General features: G+C 60.9%; 17 protein-coding genes. 15 read left to right on the top strand and 2 right to left on the bottom strand.

Annotated elements, in window-relative coordinates; all coding sequences use genetic code 11:
• The first annotated feature begins 6 nt into the window (after window positions 1-6).
• Window positions 7-462 carry a CreA family protein gene (locus BM300_RS26270; RefSeq protein ID WP_003205733.1) on the top strand — a complete coding sequence of 152 codons (456 nt, stop codon included), beginning with the start codon at window positions 7-9 and terminating at the stop codon, window positions 460-462.
• Window positions 463-542: 80 nt separating this feature from the next.
• Window positions 543-2579 (top strand): toxin-antitoxin system YwqK family antitoxin, encoded by a 2037-nt coding sequence (locus tag BM300_RS26265; RefSeq protein WP_092464411.1) that lies wholly within the window; start codon window positions 543-545, stop codon window positions 2577-2579.
• A 170-nt stretch (window positions 2580-2749) separates the two neighbouring features.
• Here BM300_RS26265 and rpsT read toward each other — a convergent pair whose 3' ends face one another.
• Window positions 2750-3028, bottom strand: coding sequence for a 30S ribosomal protein S20 (gene rpsT, locus BM300_RS26260; RefSeq protein WP_003185593.1), 279 nt, complete (start codon window positions 3026-3028; stop codon window positions 2750-2752).
• A gap of 254 nt (window positions 3029-3282) precedes the next feature.
• Here rpsT and murJ point away from each other — a divergent pair, with 254 nt between their 5' ends.
• From murJ to ispH, 6 genes are all read left to right on the top strand, one after another.
• Window positions 3283-4821, top strand: coding sequence for a murein biosynthesis integral membrane protein MurJ (gene murJ / locus BM300_RS26255; RefSeq protein ID WP_092150614.1), 1539 nt, complete (start codon window positions 3283-3285; stop codon window positions 4819-4821).
• 129 nt (window positions 4822-4950) lie between these two features.
• Complete coding sequence (gene ribF / locus BM300_RS26250; RefSeq protein ID WP_063324303.1) at window positions 4951-5889, top strand: bifunctional riboflavin kinase/FAD synthetase; 939 nt, start codon at window positions 4951-4953, stop codon at window positions 5887-5889.
• Window positions 5890-5902: 13 nt separating this feature from the next.
• A complete protein-coding gene (ileS, locus tag BM300_RS26245) occupies window positions 5903-8734 on the top strand; it encodes an isoleucine--tRNA ligase (protein WP_092348400.1) in 2832 nt (943 codons plus the stop codon).
• Window positions 8727-9239 carry a signal peptidase II gene (gene lspA / locus BM300_RS26240; protein WP_063324305.1) on the top strand — a complete coding sequence of 171 codons (513 nt, stop codon included), beginning with the start codon at window positions 8727-8729 and terminating at the stop codon, window positions 9237-9239. The genes ileS and lspA overlap by 8 nt, the downstream gene beginning before the upstream one ends.
• On the top strand, window positions 9232-9669 hold the full coding sequence (fkpB, locus tag BM300_RS26235) for an FKBP-type peptidyl-prolyl cis-trans isomerase (protein ID WP_063324306.1): 438 nt from the start codon (window positions 9232-9234) through the stop codon (window positions 9667-9669). Before lspA ends, fkpB begins: the two co-directional genes overlap by 8 nt.
• Window positions 9670-9777: 108 nt before the next feature.
• On the top strand, window positions 9778-10725 hold the full coding sequence (ispH, locus tag BM300_RS26230; protein WP_063324307.1) for a 4-hydroxy-3-methylbut-2-enyl diphosphate reductase: 948 nt from the start codon (window positions 9778-9780) through the stop codon (window positions 10723-10725).
• Here ispH and BM300_RS26225 read toward each other — a convergent pair.
• The gene (locus BM300_RS26225) at window positions 10702-11217 is read right to left on the bottom strand and encodes a GspH/FimT family pseudopilin (RefSeq protein WP_092348404.1); all 516 of its coding nucleotides are present in this window, start codon (window positions 11215-11217) and stop codon (window positions 10702-10704) included. The two genes, ispH and BM300_RS26225, sit on opposite strands and share 24 nt — an antisense overlap.
• Window positions 11218-11477: 260 nt before the next feature.
• Here BM300_RS26225 and BM300_RS26220 point away from each other — a divergent pair, with 260 nt between their 5' ends.
• The 7 genes from BM300_RS26220 to thiO are packed head-to-tail and all read left to right on the top strand — an operon-like array spanning window position 11478 to window position 18267.
• Entirely contained in the window at window positions 11478-11951 is a 474-nt protein-coding gene (locus BM300_RS26220; RefSeq protein ID WP_092348406.1) for a GspH/FimT family pseudopilin, read from the top strand.
• On the top strand, window positions 11948-12409 hold the full coding sequence (pilV, locus tag BM300_RS26215; RefSeq protein WP_072346127.1) for a type IV pilus modification protein PilV: 462 nt from the start codon (window positions 11948-11950) through the stop codon (window positions 12407-12409). Before BM300_RS26220 ends, pilV begins: the two co-directional genes overlap by 4 nt.
• On the top strand, window positions 12406-13122 hold the full coding sequence (locus tag BM300_RS26210; RefSeq protein ID WP_092348410.1) for a PilW family protein: 717 nt from the start codon (window positions 12406-12408) through the stop codon (window positions 13120-13122). Before pilV ends, BM300_RS26210 begins: the two co-directional genes overlap by 4 nt.
• A 20-nt stretch (window positions 13123-13142) precedes the next feature.
• On the top strand, window positions 13143-13613 hold the full coding sequence (locus tag BM300_RS26205; RefSeq protein WP_371856188.1) for a pilus assembly PilX family protein: 471 nt from the start codon (window positions 13143-13145) through the stop codon (window positions 13611-13613).
• Entirely contained in the window at window positions 13600-16698 is a 3099-nt protein-coding gene (locus tag BM300_RS26200; RefSeq protein ID WP_092225287.1) for a pilus assembly protein, read from the top strand. Before BM300_RS26205 ends, BM300_RS26200 begins: the two co-directional genes overlap by 14 nt.
• An 11-nt stretch (window positions 16699-16709) precedes the next feature.
• Window positions 16710-17111: a type IV pilin protein gene (locus BM300_RS26195; protein WP_092150593.1), complete on the top strand. Its 402-nt coding sequence runs from the start codon at window positions 16710-16712 to the stop codon at window positions 17109-17111.
• Window positions 17112-17166: 55 nt separating this feature from the next.
• On the top strand, window positions 17167-18267 hold the full coding sequence (thiO, locus tag BM300_RS26190) for a glycine oxidase ThiO (protein WP_092464409.1): 1101 nt from the start codon (window positions 17167-17169) through the stop codon (window positions 18265-18267).
• Window positions 18268-18730: the final 463 nt, after the last annotated feature.

The following is an 18730-nucleotide window of genomic DNA, read 5'->3' as shown; positions in this document are numbered from 1 at the left end:
AAAATCATGGGTTTGGCAAAAGGCTTGATCGGTTTGCTGCTGGCTGTGCCGCTGCTGGCTTCGGCCGAAGAAATTGGCCAAGTGTCGACGGTGTTCAAGTTTGTCGGGCCGAACGATCGGATCGTGGTCGAGGCGTTCGACGATCCCAAGGTGGATGGCGTGACCTGTTACCTGTCGCGGGCCAAGACCGGCGGCGTGAAGGGTGGCCTGGGCCTGGCGGAGGATCGCGCCGAGGCGTCCATCGCCTGCCGCCAGGTCGGGCCTATCAGCTTCAAGGGTGAGCTCAAGGACGGCGAAGAGGTGTTCCGTGAGCGCACTTCGCTGGTGTTCAAGACCATGCAAGTGGTGCGATTCCTCGACAAGAAACGCAATACGCTGGTGTACCTGGTCTACAGCGATCGCGTGATCGAGGGCAGCCCGCAGAACGCGGTGACGGCTATTCCGATCTTGCCTTGGCGTTAAGTAGCGAATGACGGGCGAGCTGATCGGCTCGCTTTTTTATCTCCATGGATGTGTTGTGCTTTTGGCGCGAAGGGATTCGTATGCGTGCGTTTTTGCTGCTGTTTGTATTGGGTTGTTCGGTGTCCGTCGGGGCTTTGGCCGAGCCGTTTTATAGCGAAAAAAACCTGGCCCATCCGCTGATAAAAACTTCCCAGGAGAGTGGGGCGACGCTGGCATTTATCCGCGAAGCCGAGGGTGTCGTAGGCTACTCATGCCTGTGTGATTCGCCGGATGGCGTCCCGCAAGTGCTCGACAGGTATGGCGATGCGAGTGTCGAGTCGGTGTTCTACGCCAGCCTCGACAGTGATCTCCAGACGTTGGTCGTGCTGTCACGGGCAAAGGGGCGGTACGCTCTTCAGGGTTATCGGTTCGTGCCGTCCACCGGCGGGTATCGCCGGCTCGAGACATTGCAGCCGGTATTGGATCGTATCGCCGCTGATCGCAAGGTCCTCACTGCTGCGCTGGTCCAGAAGGAGCTGGGCAAGTTGCCGCCCTACGATTACAGCGCCGTGTTGCCCAAGACCGGTATCGCCGAGTTCGACACGCTGGAGCCTGCGGGTGGCACGCTGGTGGGGTACTTCGGCGTCGACGGTGTCCCGGCGTCAGTGGGGCAACCGCCAGAGGACCCTCATCGCGACACCTACAAAAAGACTTTCCAGCAGCGCGAAGGACGCTGGCTCACGCTGACTTATGCGCGCGTGCCGCCTCAGGACGAGGATGTGGGCTCTGCCTATCGTGTCAGCAGGATGGCCTGGGAAACCGATCCGGCGGTGTACCAGGGCTCCGAGGATGGGGCCTGGGCAGTCTTGGGTAATGGGCGGCTCTGGGCGCTGGGTGCTTATATCCAGGGCAAGAGGTCGGGCCAGTGGGCGGAGTTCGACGAGTCGGGCTACGCGTCCACCGGCGCCTATGTGGATGGACTGCGCCAGGGGCCGTGGGTCGTCAGTGATGGGGGTGCGGTTTCCAAGGGCATGATCGTCGACGATTTCTATGAGGGGCGCTGGACGATCGAGGCGCGTGACGATGAGGAGCAGATGTCCGGCTTCGATACTTACAAACATGGTGATCTCGACGGGCCTTCCGAGCGCGTGCGTCATGCTGAGGTTGTCCAGCGCGGCGATTTCGTGGCAGGGCAGCAGCACGGAGACTGGATAATGCCCTGGGGTGAGGGGCGTTATGCGCAGGGCGTCCGGGAAGGCCGTTGGACCTTGAGAATGGACGGCGGTGGTGTCCAGGTTGTGGATTTTGTTGCCGACAAGAAGCACGGCGAATTGCGCGAAGTGGATGCCGCAGGTGTGTTGCGGCTCGTCGAGCATTACCGCGCGGGTGTCCTGGATGGATTGAGAGAAACCTACGCGGCCAATGGCAAGCTCACCTATTCGGCCAGCTATGCCAACGGCCAGATCGAGGGGCGGGCGCTGACCTACACCGATGACGGTGCCGTGCTGCTTTCGGATATCTCGTGGCGCCATGGTTCGCGAGAGGGCGCCTTGCGTCTCTATCACCCCAATGGTCAGCCCGATACGGTGGCAACGTACGAGGGGGATGAGCCCATTGGTAACGTGCAGTCATTTGATGCGACTGGGGTGTTGATAGCGGACAGGAACTATTGCCACGTGCCTGATGGGAAATACACCCGTATCAAGCTTTGCGGCAAGCAGCGCGGGGCTTTCAATAACGGGCATTTCGACTCGGAGAGTGATTACCTGTTCGGTAATGAGCAAAGTGCCCGCCACACCCGGGAGGGGCGCAAGGTCCGGGAGGTGCTGCTGGGGCCTGATGATCGCGTGACTCACAACGAGTACTACCCCGATAGCCAGTTGAAGTACTCTGAAGCCAAGCAGGGCTTTCGCCTGATAACGGTCGAGGGGCGCGAATACAAGGACTACTCGTACGCCAGGCGCGAAGGTGAGACGGTCTACTACTACCCGACGGGTGTGGTTGAGCGCCGCATGAACTTCAAGGATGACAAGATAGTGGGTTGTTACACTGGATACGACGAGGCGGGTGTGCAGAATTTCCCGCCGCCTGGTGGTTGTCCTCCGCCCAAGCCGGTGGTTTTCAGTTTTGGGGAATAGTGCAGGGCTTTAGTGGAGGTGTCTGTTTTCACTGACGCCATCGCGAGCCTGCTCGCGATGTGGTGGTGCATTCAGTATCAAGGCAGGCTGATTCACTGCTCCCGCAAGGGGGGTAAATTGCGGGCAATAAAAAACCGACCCTGAGGTCGGTTTTTTAACGAGCGCGTCGCTTAGGCAGCAGCGGCAACGTTCAGGGCCTTTACGTGGCCATTCAAGCGGCTCTTATGGCGAGCAGCCTTGTTCTTGTGGATGATGCCTTTATCGGCCATGCGGTCGATAACTGGCACAGCCAGAACGTAAGCAGCTTGAGCTTTTTCAGCGTCTTTTGCGTCGATGGCCTTAACTACGTTCTTGATGTAGGTACGGACCATGGAACGCAGGCTGGCGTTGTGGCTGCGACGCTTCTCAGCCTGTTTTGCACGTTTTTTGGCGGAAGGTGTGTTGGCCACCGTCGAGCTCCTCGAAAGACTTTTTAGGAAATAGCAAACAAAATAGGCCGCGAATCATGCCGATGAGTTGAGGTCTTGTCAAGGGCGGGTGACGCGTTCCGCTGAATGGCAGGTGCAACGCACCGAAGGATTTCTTTCCGGCGTGCGACCTGTAAACTCGCGGGCTTTGGCTCTGCACTGTTTAGCGGCGCGGAGTATCGCACAAGTGGGCGCGTTGTTCGCCTGCTGTTTATCGACAGGCAAATACTCTTTTCATGAATCTGCTCAAATCGTTGGCTGCCGTCAGCTCTATCACGATGCTTTCCCGTGTCCTGGGGTTCGTTCGCGACACACTGATCGCACGGATATTCGGTGCCGGAATGGCCACCGACGCCTTCTTCATCGCCTTCAAGTTGCCCAACCTGCTGCGGCGGATCTTCGCCGAAGGGGCGTTCTCCCAGGCCTTCGTGCCGATCCTGGCGGAATATAAAAGCCAGAAGGGCGACGAAGCGACCCGCACATTCATTGCCTACGTCACCGGCCTGCTGACGTTGGTGCTGGCGCTGGTCACGGCGGCCGGCATGCTCGCCGCGCCATGGGTAATCTGGGCCACGGCCCCGGGCTTCACTGATACGCCAGAAAAATTCCAGCTCACCTCCGACCTGCTGCGGGTGACCTTTCCTTATATATTGCTGATTTCCCTGTCGTCCCTGGCCGGGGCGATCCTCAATACCTGGAACCGTTTTTCCGTGCCGGCCTTTGTGCCGACCCTGCTCAACGTCAGCATGATCGTGTTCGCGGTGTTCCTGACGCCGTACTTCGATCCACCGGTGATGGCCCTCGGCTGGGCAGTGCTGGTGGGTGGCCTGGCGCAATTGCTCTATCAACTGCCGCACCTGAAAAAGATCGGCATGTTGGTCCTGCCACGGCTGAACCTGCGCGACAGCGGCGTGTGGCGGGTGATGAAGCAGATGTTGCCGGCGATCCTCGGGGTGTCGGTGAGCCAGATTTCCCTGATCATCAATACCATCTTTGCCTCGTTCCTGGTGGCCGGCTCGGTGTCGTGGATGTATTACGCCGACCGCTTGATGGAGCTGCCGTCCGGCGTGCTGGGTGTGGCCCTGGGTACGATCCTGTTGCCGACCCTGGCCAAGACCTACGCCAGTCAGGACCGCCAGGAATATTCGCGCATCCTCGACTGGGGCTTGCGCTTGTGTTTCGTGCTGGTCCTGCCTTGTTCCCTGGCCCTGGGGATCCTGGCCGAGCCGTTGACCGTTTCGCTGTTCCAGTACGGCCAGTTCAATGCCTTCGACGCCTTGATGACCCAGCGTGCGCTGATTGCTTACTCAGTGGGCCTGCTCGGGATTATCGTGATCAAGGTGCTGGCGCCGGGGTTCTATGCCCAGCAGAACATTCGCACGCCAGTGAAAATCGCCATTTTCACGCTGGTGATGACCCAATTGTTCAACCTGTTGCTCATCGGCCCGTTGGCTCACGCCGGCCTGGCCCTGGCGATCAGCGCTGGCGCGTGCCTCAACGCCGGGTTGCTGTTTTATCAACTGCGCAAGCAAAAGATGTATCAGCCGCAGCCGGGCTGGGGCAAGTTCGGCCTCAAGCTGCTGGTGGCCGTGGCGGTGATGTCGGCGGTTTTGCTGGGGGCGATGCATTTCATGCCGGCTTGGGGCGAAGGGCAGATGCTCGCGCGTTTCCTGCGCCTGGGAGCGCTGGTGGTTGCTGGCGTGGTGGCGTATTTCGGCATGTTGCTGCTGATGGGGTTCCGTCTGCGGGACTTCAACCGCAAGGCCTTGAGCTGAGGGCCAGCCCTCGATAATCCCGGGGCGGGCAGTGGTTTTGTCGGTTCGATCACTTTGGGGTGCGGTGTTGCCTGTCGTCGGCCGCCGGGTGTGGTTATAATCGGCCACTTTATGAGCAAGAAGCGCGTTATGCAGCTGGTTCGAGGCCTCCACAACCTGCGCCCCCAACATCGGGGCTGTGTCGCCACTATTGGCAACTTTGACGGTGTTCACCGTGGCCACCAGGCTATCCTGGCGCGGCTGCGCGAGCGTGCGCTGGAATTGGGTATGCCGAGCTGCGTGGTGATCTTCGAGCCGCAGCCCAGGGAGTTTTTCGCCCCGGACACCGCCCCGGCCCGTCTGGCCCGGTTGCGGGATAAACTGCAATTGCTGGCCGCCGAAGGCGTCGACCGGGTCCTGTGCCTGGCCTTCAACCAGCGCCTGAGCAAGCTCAGCGCCGCCGAGTTCGTCGACACGATCCTGGTGGACGGTCTGGGCGTAAAGCATCTGGAAGTCGGCGATGATTTCCGGTTCGGCTGTGACCGCTCGGGGGATTTCGACTACCTGCAACAGGCCGGTATCGTCCAAGGCTTCACCGTCGAAGCGGCGCAGACGGTCGAGATCGATGGCCTGCGCGTCAGCAGCACCCAGGTTCGCAATGCCCTGGCGGCTGCCGACTTCGAATTGGCCGAGCGCTTGCTCGGACGGCCGTACCGGATTGCCGGACGGATCCTGCACGGGCAGAAGCTGGCGCGCCAATTGGGCACGCCGACGGCCAACGTGCAACTCAAGCGTCGTCGTGTGCCGCTGACCGGGGTGTTCCTGGTGAGCGTCCAGATCGACGGCAAGACCTGGCCCGGTGTCGCCAATATCGGCGTACGGCCCACGGTCCAAGGGGATGGCAAGGCCCACCTCGAAGTACATGTTCTGGATTTTGCCGGCGATCTGTATGACCGGCGTTTGACGGTGGTTTTCCACCAAAAGCTGCGTGAAGAGCAGCGTTTTGCCTCTCTGGAGGCGCTCAAGACGGCGATCCATGCAGATATCGCCGCCGCCCGTGCCCTTGTCGCAACCAGCGCCAATCGCTAATGAAGAGCCTTAAATGACCGACTATAAAGCCACGCTAAACCTTCCGGACACCGCCTTCCCAATGAAGGCCGGCCTGCCTCAGCGCGAACCACAGATTCTGCAGCGTTGGGACAGCATTGGCCTGTACGGAAAGTTGCGCGAAATTGGCAAGGATCGTCCGAAGTTCGTCCTGCACGACGGTCCTCCGTACGCCAACGGCACCATTCACATCGGTCACGCGCTGAACAAGATTCTCAAGGACATGATCATCCGCTCCAAGACCCTGTCGGGTTTTGATGCGCCTTATGTCCCGGGCTGGGATTGCCACGGCCTGCCGATCGAGCACAAGGTGGAAGTGACCCACGGCAAGAACCTGGGCGCGGACAAGACCCGCGAGCTGTGCCGTGCCTACGCCACCGAGCAGATCGAAGGGCAGAAGTCCGAATTCATCCGCCTCGGCGTGCTGGGCGACTTCGCCAACCCGTACAAGACCATGGATTTCAAGAACGAAGCCGGCGAAATCCGTGCCCTGGCGAAAATCGTCGAGGGCGGCTTCGTGTTCAAGGGCCTCAAGCCAGTGAACTGGTGCTTCGATTGCGGTTCGGCCCTGGCCGAGGCGGAAGTCGAGTACGAGAACAAGAAGTCCTCGACCATCGACGTCGCGTTCCCGATCGCCGATGAAGACAAGCTCGCCGCCGCGTTCGGCCTGGGCAAGCTGGCCAAGCCGGCCGCGATCGTGATCTGGACCACCACCCCGTGGACCATCCCGGCCAACCAGGCGCTGAACGTCCACCCGGAATTCAACTACGCCCTGGTCGATGTCGGCGACAAGCTGCTGGTGCTGGCCGAAGAACTGGTCGAATCCTGCCTGGCCCGCTACAACCTCGAAGGCTCGGTGGTCGCCACCGCCCCGGGTTCGGCACTGGAACTGATCAATTTCCGTCACCCGTTCTATGACCGCCTGTCGCCGGTGTACCTGGCCGACTACGTGGAACTGGGCGCTGGCACTGGCGTGGTCCACTCCGCACCGGCCTATGGCGTCGACGACTTCGTGACCTGCAAGAAATACGGCATGGTCAACGACGACATCCTCAATCCGGTGCAGAGCAATGGCGTGTACGTGCCGTTGCTGGAGTTCTTTGGCGGCCAGTTCATCTGGAAAGCCAACCCGGCCATCGTCGACAAACTGACCGAAGTCGGCGCGCTGCTGCACACCACCGTCATCGAACACAGCTACATGCACTGCTGGCGCCACAAGACCCCGCTGATCTACCGCGCCACCGCGCAGTGGTTCATCGGCATGGACAAGCAGCCCACCACTGGCGACACCCTGCGCCAGCGTTCGCTCAAGGCCATCGAAGAGACCCAGTTCGTGCCCGCCTGGGGCCAGGCGCGCCTGCACTCGATGATCGCCAATCGTCCAGACTGGTGCATCTCCCGCCAACGCAACTGGGGCGTGCCGATCCCGTTCTTCCTGAACAAGGAAAGCGGTGAGCTGCACCCGCGCACCGTTGAACTGATGGAAGCCGTGGCCAAGCGCGTCGAAGTCGAAGGCATCGAAGCCTGGTTCAAGATGGATGCCGCCGAGCTGCTGGGTGACGAAGCGCCGCTGTACGACAAGATCAGCGACACCCTGGACGTCTGGTTCGACTCCGGCACCACCCATTGGCACGTGCTGCGCGGTTCGCACCCGATGGGCCACGAGACCGGCCCGCGTGCCGACCTGTACCTGGAAGGTTCGGACCAGCACCGTGGCTGGTTCCACTCCTCGTTGCTGACCGGTTGCGCCATCGACAACCACGCGCCGTATCGCGAACTGCTGACCCACGGCTTCACCGTCGACGAGTCCGGTCGCAAGATGTCCAAGTCCCTGGGCAACGTGATCGCGCCCCAGAAGGTCAACGACACCCTGGGTGCCGACATCATGCGCCTGTGGGTGGCGTCCACCGACTATTCCGGCGAGATGGCCGTGTCCGAGCAGATCCTGCAGCGCAGCGCGGACGCCTACCGGCGGATCCGTAACACCGCGCGCTTCCTGCTTTCCAACCTGACCGGTTTCAACCCGGCCACCGACCTGCTGCCGGCCGAAGAAATGCTCGCGCTGGACCGTTGGGCCGTGGACCGTACCCTGTTGCTGCAACGCGAATTGCAGGAGCATTACGGCGAATACCGCTTCTGGAACGTCTACTCCAAGATCCACAACTTCTGCGTGCAGGAGCTCGGTGGTTTCTACCTCGACATCATCAAGGACCGCCAGTACACCACCGGCGCCAACAGCAAGGCCCGTCGTTCGTGCCAGACCGCGCTGTTCCACATCAGCGAGGCGCTGGTGCGCTGGATCGCACCGATCCTGGCATTCACCGCCGACGAGCTGTGGCAATACCTGCCGGGCGAGCGTAACGAATCGGTGATGCTCAACACCTGGTATGAAGGCCTCACCGAGTTGCCCCAGGGCTTCGAGCTGGACCGTGCCTATTGGGACCGGATCATGGCGGTCAAGGCAGCGGTCAACAAGGAAATGGAAATCCAGCGCGCGGCCAAGGCCGTCGGTGGCAACCTGCAAGCCGAGGTGACCCTCTACGCCGAAGAGGCCCTGGACGTCGACCTGGCCAAACTGGGCAACGAACTGCGCTTCGTGCTGATCACCTCTACCGCTAGCGTCGCGCCTTTCGTGCAGGCGCCGGCCGATGCGGTGACCACTGAGGTCAGCGGTTTGAAGCTCAAGATCGTCAAGTCGAACCACACCAAGTGCGCCCGTTGCTGGCACTGCCGCGAAGACGTCGGCGTGAACCCGGAGCATCCAGAGATCTGCGGTCGTTGTGTCGACAACATCAGCGGCAGCGGTGAGGTTCGTCATTATGCCTAACACGGCGGGCCGTTTCGGACGGCTGGGCTGGCTGTGGTTGAGCGTGCTGGTACTGGTCATCGACCAGGCCAGCAAGTTCTACTTCGAAAGCTCGTTGACCCTGTACCAGCAGATCGTGGTCATCCCTGACTACTTCAGCTGGACCCTGGCCTACAACACTGGCGCAGCGTTCAGCTTCCTGGCCGACAGCTCGGGCTGGCAGCGCTGGCTGTTCGCCCTGATCGCTGTCGTGGTCAGCGCTGTGCTCGTGGTCTGGCTCAAACGCCTGGGCCGCGACGAGACCTGGCTGGCCGTGGCACTGGCGTTGGTGCTCGGTGGCGCACTGGGCAATCTTTACGACCGGATTGCTCTGGGCCATGTGATCGATTTCATCCTGGTGCATTGGCAGAACCGCTGGTATTTCCCGGCGTTCAACTTTGCCGACAGTGCCATCAGCGTGGGCGCGGTGATGCTCGCCCTGGACATGTTCAAGAGCAAGAAAACCGGAGAAGCCGTCCATGACTGAGCAGCGTATCGCTCAAAACACTGAAGTGAAGCTTCACTTCGCCCTGTACCTGGAAAACGGTGACACCGTCGACAGCACCTTCGACAAGGCGCCGGCGGTGTTCAAGGTCGGTGATGGCAACCTGCTGCCAGGCTTCGAAGCAGCGATCTTCGGCTTCAAGGCCGGCGACAAGCGCACCGTGGTCGTACCGCCAGAAAACGCCTTTGGTCAGCCCAACCCGCAAAACGTGCAGACCATGCCACGCTCCCAGTTCCAGGACATGGAACTGTCCCAGGGCTTGCTGGTGATCTTCAACGACGCGGCCAATACCGAGCTGCCAGGCGTGGTGAAGGCGTTCGATGACGCCCAGGTGACCGTGGATTTCAACCATCCATTGGCCGGCAAGACCTTGAACTTCGAAGTGGAAATCCTTGAGGTCAAGGCGGTTTAACATTTGACGGGCGGCTTCTGCTGCCACCCGATCCAGTGTGGGAGCGAGCTCGTTCCCACACTGGATTGCACTGATTCAATTTCTTGCGCGCAAGACACGAGGCACAGCATGCAAATCAAACTCGCCAACCCCCGTGGCTTCTGCGCCGGTGTGGACCGGGCGATCGAAATCGTCAATCGCGCCCTGGAAGTCTTCGGACCGCCGATCTACGTGCGCCACGAAGTGGTCCACAACAAATTCGTCGTCGAAGACCTGCGCAGCCGTGGGGCGATTTTCGTCGAGGAACTGGACCAGGTGCCCGACGACGTCATCGTGATCTTCAGCGCCCACGGGGTTTCCCAAGCAGTACGCACCGAAGCCGCCGGCCGTGGCCTGAAGGTCTTTGACGCGACGTGCCCATTGGTGACCAAGGTGCACATCGAAGTGGCGCGCTACAGCCGTGATGGTCGTGAATGCATCCTGATCGGTCATGAAGGCCATCCGGAAGTCGAAGGCACCATGGGCCAATACGATGCCAGCAACGGCGGTGCGATCTACCTGGTCGAAGACGAGGAGGACGTTGCGGCCCTGCAGGTTCGCAACCCTGAGAGCCTGGCTTTTGTCACCCAGACCACTTTGTCCATGGACGATACCAGCCGTGTGATCGATGCCCTGCGCTCGCGCTTTCCGGCCATTGGTGGTCCGCGCAAGGACGACATCTGCTACGCCACTCAGAACCGTCAGGATGCCGTCAAGCAACTGGCGAACGAGTGCGACGTGGTGCTGGTGGTCGGCAGCCCGAACAGCTCCAACTCCAACCGCTTGCGTGAACTGGCCGAACGCATGAACACCCCGGCCTACCTGATCGACGGTGCCGAGGACATGCAGCGCAGTTGGTTCGATGGGGTCGAGCGCATCGGCATCACCGCTGGCGCTTCCGCGCCGGAAGTATTGGTGCGCGGTGTGATCCAGCAATTGCAGGCCTGGGGTGCTACCGGGGCCGATGAGTTGGCCGGTCGCGAGGAGAACATCACTTTCTCCATGCCCAAGGAACTACGCGTTCGCTCCCTGCTTTAAGCCTTTTCCGCACAATGCCTGCTCGGCTTTCTCGCTGCGCAGGCTGATGCGTCCGCTACGCGCCAGCACCACCTGATGGTGACTGACCGGCTCGCGTTTGGCGCAGACATGCAGTGTGCCGGCCTGGAATGCGTCGCTGGGCAGTAACGCTTGCCCTTGGCTGCCGAACCTCACCGAACGCTTCACCGGCCGGTTGCCTATCACTCGCGCGCGACCGCTGCGCTCCATCAGCAAGGTCTTCTCCTTATCGTCCAGGGTGATGCGCCAACCTCGGCCCCAATCGTTGTCTATCCCTCTGATCACGACGGTCCGGCTGCGCGTGATGGCTTCGCTGCGGGCAATGCGCAAACCACTGGCCAGCAACTGCGCGGCGTCTTTGCGCTCGGTGGCTTCGACCAGCGCTATATAGCTTGCGCTGGCCCACGGCAGAACAATTGCCGCAATCGCCAGTCCCATGAGCAGTTCGATGAGGCTGAAGCCCTGTTGGTGCATGACATCTCCTCCCTGGAGAATATGAAGCGGATTCAGGTTTTATAGCCCATTGTGGCGAGGGGATTTATCCCCGTTGGGCTGCGCAGCGGCCCCAGACCAACCTCCGCAGGGTGTCAGGTGGGATCGTAATCAGCTCCATTGGGGCTGCTGCGCAGCCCAGCGGGGATAAATCCCCTCACCACAGGGCAGTATTGGGCACACGGCAGTGGTTTGTTCTAGCGTGTAGAGGCAGGTATAGCCGACGGCAACGGAGGGCACCGATGGATCTTCGTACAAAAGGTTTCACGCTGATCGAGGTGCTGGTGGCCCTTGGCGTGCTTCTGATCCTGATTACCATGGCGGTGCCGTCATTCACCGGCTCGCTGCAGAGCACCAAGGCCGACACTGAGGTTGATGACTTGCGCCGGGCGCTGAACTTTGCCCGGATGGAGGCGATCGATCGGGGTACCACCACTCGAATTCGCCCCACGGTCGACGGCGCGGCCTGGAGCAGCGAACTCACGGTGTACGACAGTACTGGCTCGTCGCCCACTGTATTGCGGGTTGTTCCAGCGATGAGCAGCGGCGCGACTCTGACGCTAACCTCAGAGGTGAGCAATATTGATTTCAACAACCTCGGTGGGTTGTCGGCCCCGGCCACACCGGTGAGTTTCAATTATGTAAGGGGGGCGCAGAGCCGGACGCTGAATGTTTGCCTCAATGGACGAATCGTATTGGGTGGAAGTTGCGGATGAAGGGTTGCAGTAACAGGGCGCAGGCAGGCATGACGCTGATCGAAGTGCTGGTGGCGGTGCTGATCCTCGGTGTGGGTTTGCTGGGGGCGGCGATGATCCAGCTCAATGCCCTCAAGTACACCGACAGTTCGCGCATGACCAGCCAGGCCAGTTTCATTGCCTACGACCTGCTGGACCGCATTCGCGCCAACTCCGGCGCCGACTACACCATCACACCGCCCAGCTCGCCGAACCTCAACGTGGCCCGGGACCAGGACCTCTACGATTTCAAGACCAACATCGTTGCCTTCGGCGGCGCCACAGCCACGGGCACCATTGCGCTGAACCAGCGGGTCTACACCATCACCATTTCCTGGGACGACGCCCGGGCCGCCAACACCACCGACGCGGCCGAGGCGCGACGCAGCTTTGTACTCACCAGCCGGGTCGCCGTCGATCCGGTGGGGACGCCGCCATGAACCGGCATTGCCGGGGATTCGGCCTGATTGAGTTGATGATCGCGCTGGTGCTCAGCCTGATCGTCGTGCTGGGCGTCGTGCAGATTTTCATTGCCGCCAAAAATACCTACGTCAGCCAGAATGCCGCCGCGGTGATTCAGGAGGATGCGCGGTTTGCCTTGAGCAAAATGGTCCAGGAAATTCGCATGGTGGGCATGTTCGGTTGCGTGGGGACCATCATCGATGCCTCAACGGATAACAGTTTCGCTGCCAGCCAGACCACTTCAATCCGTTGGGATAACGCCAACCGGAGGTTGACCCTGGTCACCGCGGACATTGGGAATGGCGGTAGCGCGCCGACCTGGACCGTCGTCTCCGATTGCCGTACCTCGGCGACGGCCTACTCGAACGCGCGGGTGCCGGCGACGGGGCAGTTGGCCTTCCCGATCCGTCGGCTGGTCTACAGCTTCAACAACAACCAATTGCTGTTGGGCAGCGGCACCGCCAATCCGCCGACCCTGTCGGTGCTGGTAGACAACGTTCGGGCATTCGACGTGACGTTTGGCGTGGCTGCCAGCGCCACGGACATCGCCGCGTCAAGCTACACCGGCAACCCGGCAGACCCGGCACTGATCCGCAGCGTGCGCCTGAGCCTGACGCTCTTTGATCCAAGGAACACGGTACGCGAGCAGACCTTCAATGTAGTTGCCGCCTTGCGCAACCGGCTTCTATGAGGGGGCGATCGATGAGTTCGATGGATCTCAAGCATCGCCAGCATGGCATGGCACTGCTGGTCAGCCTGGTGTTCCTGTTGCTGCTGACGCTGATCGGCCTGTCGTCGATGCAGAGCGCCACGCTCCAGGAAAAGATGACCAGCAGCGTCATGCAACGCAACCAGTCCTTCCAGATCGCCGAGGCTGCGTTGAGGATGGGTGAGAGTGCGGTGCAGGTCGAGACCTATTCACTGGCGGTCTGTACCACCGCGACTCAATGCGCGCCGCCGGCCGAGTCGGCGACCATCACGGCGGCGGGGCGCAATTCGTCGTCGGGAGTGCTCTGGGTTGCCGCTGCCGGCGGGTTTTATGGCGTGCAGAACATCGGTACTACGCTTGCTGCGGTCAACGTGCCGGTCAATACCTCGGCGACGTTGTACCGGATCACGGCGGTGGCGGTGGTGGGCAATAACCAGCGCAGCGTGGTGGAGAGCATTTATGCGAAGTACTAAGGTGCGCCGCAATTGGAGGCAGGCGCTGTGGGGCGCGTTGCTCAGCCTTTACCTGGCGGCCCCGGCCTATGCGTTCACGCCCTCGGATTCGCCGCTGTTGAGTGCGGCTGCGGTTACGCCGAACGTGATGCTGCTGATCGATGATTCGGGGAGCATGAACAACATTATCTGGGCGGCGGGGTTTGATCCGGCGGCGACGCAGACGCGCACTTATGCCTGCAGCGCCAGTAACAACTGTAACGACAGGTATGAGCTGGACCTGGAGGATTCGAACATCCTGTTGGTGGGTCTGTTGCGTGGCGGCTGCTCGTCTGGGTGGTACGGTTTTTATCGGCCCAGCGTTGGCCGGGTGTGCCTTCGGTTGCCAGACCCTGTGGGAGGCGGCAATACCCGTTATACCGGTAAGTACCTGGCGTATCTGGTAACCCTGGCCAACGGATCGAGCCGGGATTTCACCACCGGCACGATTCCCAACGATTATCGAATCAACGTGGCACGGGATGTCTCCAACGACCTGGTCGCCAGCAACCGCGCCTTGCGCATTGGCCTCGCCACGTTCAACCCGCCCAACAGCAGTAACTCTGGCCCGGGTGGCTACATCGCCCGCGCCATCAGCGACCTGTCACCGGTTAGTGGCAGCGTGACCCAGACCCAGGCCAACACCAACTACAGCGCCCTGATCAATGCCATCAACGCCCTGGGCGCCGTCGCGAATACGCCGTTGGCCGAAAGCTACTACGAAGTCACCCGTTACTTCAGGGGCATGGCGCCGTACTACAACAGCACACCGACCACCTACACCAGCCCGATCCAGTACCGTTGCCAGAAAAATTTCGGCGTGGTGATCACCGACGGGTTGCCCACCTATGACCGGACGTTCCCCACCAACGACCCGCAGGGCTTGGCCCGGCTGCCGAACTGGGATGGTATCAACAACGATGGCGCCGATCTCAGTGGTAACGGCGAGGGCGACACGCTTTACCTGGACGACATCGCCAAGTTCGCCTTCGACATCGACATGCGCTCCACCGGCACCGACGCCACCGGCCAGAGCTGGAACGCCACGGATTTTCCCCGGCAGTACCTCAATACCTACACCGTGGGTTTTGCCGTCACCAATCCGATGCTGTCCGACGCCGCCCGTTACGGCGCGGGTAAGTATTATCCGGCGACCGACAGCGAAGGCCTCAACTCAGCGTTGGCCTCCGCCCTGAGCGACATTACCTCCAAGGCTGGATCCGGGGGCGCCGGCACGACCAATGCCGCCACGTTGTCCAGCACCTCCAGTTACTACCAGACCACGTATGACCCCAAGGATTGGCGCGGCACCATCCGCGCGTTCGGCTTCACCTCGGCAGGCACGGTCAACAGGGCTGCGGTGCAATGGACCACCGACACGGCCATCGTGCCCGGCGCCACGGCGCCGATTTATCAGTCGTGGAATACCGCGACCAATGCGCCTGTGACCCTGGCTTACGCTAACCTTTCACCTGCCCAGCAAAGCAGCCTCAGCCAGAACCTGCCTACGGGAATCACCGGCAACGATCTGGTGGAGTGGAGCAAGGGCGTCAATAAAACCGGCTTGAAGGTGCGCAATGTGTTGCTGGGGGACATCATCAACTCGCCGTTGGTGCTGGCCTCACCCAATGAACAGACCGCCGCGGATTTGCTCAACGACACCAGCTACAGCACGTATCTGACGACCAAGGCGGCGAACATGAATACCAGCCTGGTGGTGAACGCCAACGACGGTTTTTTCAGCGTCATCAACAGTGCGAACGGTACGCGACGATATGCCTATATGCCGTCGAGCGTGCTGCCATCGCTGCAGAACATTGCCGACACCAACTACGTCAATGGCGTGAGCCACAAGTTTTTGGTGGATGGGCAGGTCGGCGTATTCGATACGCAATCGGGGAGTGTCTGGAAGACGGTGGCCCTGGGCGGCACTGGTGCTGGGGGCAAGACGTTCTATGCGGTTCAGCTGTTCGATGCGACGGCGGGCAATGTGTTGCGGGCATTGTGGGAAATCAGTGCGCCAACCGTTGCCAACACCGCCAACGCTTTCAATGACCTGGGCTACGCCTACGCCCGCCCCGAAGTCGCCCGCCTGGCGGATGGGCGCTGGGCGGCGTTCATCTCCAACGGCTACGGCAGCAATAGCGGTGTCGCGGCGCTGTACGTGGTGGATATCCGTGACGGCTCGTTGATCAGGAAAATCGTCATCAACAGCAGCGAGACCGGTAATGGCTTGTCGTCGGTCAAGCTGCGGGTCAACTCCCAGAACGTGGTGCAGGCCGCGTACGGGGGCGACTTGAGAGGGCGGCTGTGGAAGTTCGACCTCAGCGGCACTTCCCCGACTGCTTGGGGTGTGGCATTTGCCGGCCAGCCATTGTTCACCACCTCCGGTGGCGCGACTCAGCCGATCACCGTTCAACCGCTGCTGGCGGACAACCCGCAGGGCGGTACCCAGGTGTTTTTCGGCACCGGCAAGTTCAACGAAACGGCGGATAAACTCAACAAGGACCTGCAAGGGTTCTATTCGATATGGGACGCCACCGGCGGTGCCGGGCAAATCACCGTGTCGAACCTGCAAGCCCAGTCGATCACGGGGGTGTTCTCGGGCAGCACGGGGCAGTTCGTGACGACCAGCCAGACCGACGTGGCTTACCCGACGAAAAAGGGTTGGTACCTGCCGTTGGTGTACAACAATGCGCTGACCGGGGAGCGGGTGATCAACCCGGCCAATCTGGTGAGCGGCCGCGTGGTCTTTACCACGGCCGCCGTGGACACTACCGACCCTTGTGCCAGCTTCGGTACCGGCAAACTGATCGAATTGGATGCGTTCAACGGTAAGATGCTCAACTATGCGGTGCTCGATACCAACGGCGATGGCACGATCAACAGCTCCGACACGATTTCCAGCGGGGTGGTCTTCACGGGGGGAATCCCGACCTTGAGCGCCGTCGTCAGCGCCAGCGGGGCCACCAACATGATCGTCAACGACTCCAGCGGCAACATCACCGAACTGCTGGAAAAATCCGTGGGCGGCAGCCGCCGCATCATGTGGCGACAAATACAATGAAGAGGCAAGGCATGCGCAGATCCAACCGAGGTTTCACCTTGATCGAAATCATGATCGTGATTGCGATCATCGGTATCGTGATCACCGTCGGCTATCCGAGCCTGACCGAATACATGAAGAAGGGCCGACGGGCTGAAATTGCCGGGCTGTTATCGGAGCAGGCGCAAATTCTCGAGCGCTACTACTCGAAGAACAACCGCTACACCGATGCGACTGGCCTGAGCAGCGGCAACGATTTCTATACCATTACCCAGACTTTGACGGATCAGAGCTTCATCCTGACGGCTGTGCGCAGGAGCGGCTCGTCCATGGCCACGGATAAATGCGGTGACTTCAGAATCACCAATACCGGCGCACGAACTGTGGAAAACACCGCCGCCGGGATGACCGCCAAGGATTGCTGGGGCCGCTGAGTTTCTTTTTTCGGGCGCAGCCTTGCGCCCTCTGTCTTATGAGTCGAATCAGAACATGACCAGGCAACAGCAAGTGGTGATTGTCGGCGGCGGAGTCATTGGCCTGCTGACGGCGTTCAATCTGGCGTCCGAAGGGCAGCGTGTGGTGTTGCTGGACCGTTCCAGTCTCGGCCAGGAGTCGTCCTGGGCCGGCGGCGGTATCGTGTCGCCGTTGTATCCCTGGCGCTATAGCCCAGCAGTCACGGCGCTGGCCCATTGGTCACAGGATTTTTATCCACAGCTGGGCGAGCGTTTATTCGCGGCGACCGGGATTGATCCGCAAGTGCATGTCACCGGTCTGTATTGGCTGGACCTGGACGATCAGGATGAGGCGCTGGCCTGGGCTGAGCGGGAAGGGCGCCCGCTGCGAGCTGTGGATATCTCCGCTGTTCATGATGCCGTGCCGGTACTGGGTCCTGGTTTTTCCCGGGCGATCTACATGGCCGATGTGGCCAACGTGCGTAATCCTCGCTTGGTGAAATCCCTCAAGGCGGCCTTGCTGGCGCTGCCCAACGTCGAGGTTCATGAGCACTGTGAGGTCAGTGGGTTCATTCGCGAGGGGGCGACTGTTATCGGGGTGGACAGTTCGGCGGGCCCGATACGTGGCGACCAGGTGGTGCTGGCTGCAGGTGCCTGGAGCGGTGAGTTGCTCAAGACGCTGGGGCTGAAGTTGCCGGTCGAGCCGGTCAAGGGCCAGATGATTTTGTACAAGTGTGCGTCGGATTTTCTGTCGAGCATGGTGTTGGCCAAGGGGCGTTATGCGATTCCCCGTCGCGATGGGCATATCCTGGTTGGCAGTACGCTGGAGCGTGAGGGCTTCGACAAGACGCCGACCGATGCTGCCCTGGACAGCCTGAAGGCTTCGGCGCAGCAGTTGATTCCGGCGCTGGCGGGGGCTGAGGTGGTTGGGCATTGGGCTGGGCTGCGGCCGGGGTCGCCGGAGGGTATTCCCTATATCGGCGAAGTGCCGGGGGTTGGCGGTTTGTGGTTGAACTGTGGGCATTATCGCAATGGGTTGGTGTTGGCGCCGGCTTCGTGTCGGTTGTTTACGGACCTGATGTTGGGGCGGGAGGCGGTGATTGATCCTGCGCCTTATGCGCCGGCGGGGCGGTTGTAAGGTTCGGCTTTGGCTTGGGGATTTTGTTGGCCGAGTACATATCCATTCCTGCGGTAACGGCCACTTAGGGTTCCGCCCTTACGGCGTCTCACTTTTGAAAAGCGCAAAAGTAAGCAAAACGCTTTAGCCCCACCACTCGGTGCCTCGCTAGGGCTCGGCATGCCCGAACGTAGGCATTGCTCCGTGGGCCGCCGCGAAGGGCCATCCATGGCCCAGCGCGGCTACCTCGGCATCCATGCCGAGGTGCCCACTGCGCAATACCTACGTTCGGCCATCGTGGTTAATGGGGCGCCGAGATCAACGTCCACCGCGAGGCGGCCTTATAGCCGACCTGTCTCTTTTGTCGTACTCCGTCCCAATTGTGGGGTCGAGCTTCTTGCTCGCGAAGAGGCCGGTACATACGACATCCTGTTGACTGTGGTCGCACCTTCATAGCCTCAGCCTGTTCGCGATAGCGGTAATT

It is taken from the genome of Pseudomonas sp. NFACC46-3 (genome assembly GCF_900114515.1).
Classification (GTDB): domain Bacteria; phylum Pseudomonadota; class Gammaproteobacteria; order Pseudomonadales; family Pseudomonadaceae; genus Aquipseudomonas; species Aquipseudomonas fluorescens_Q.
The sequence above is the reverse complement of the archived record's forward strand: the minus strand, read 5'-3'. Positions and strand labels throughout refer to the sequence as shown.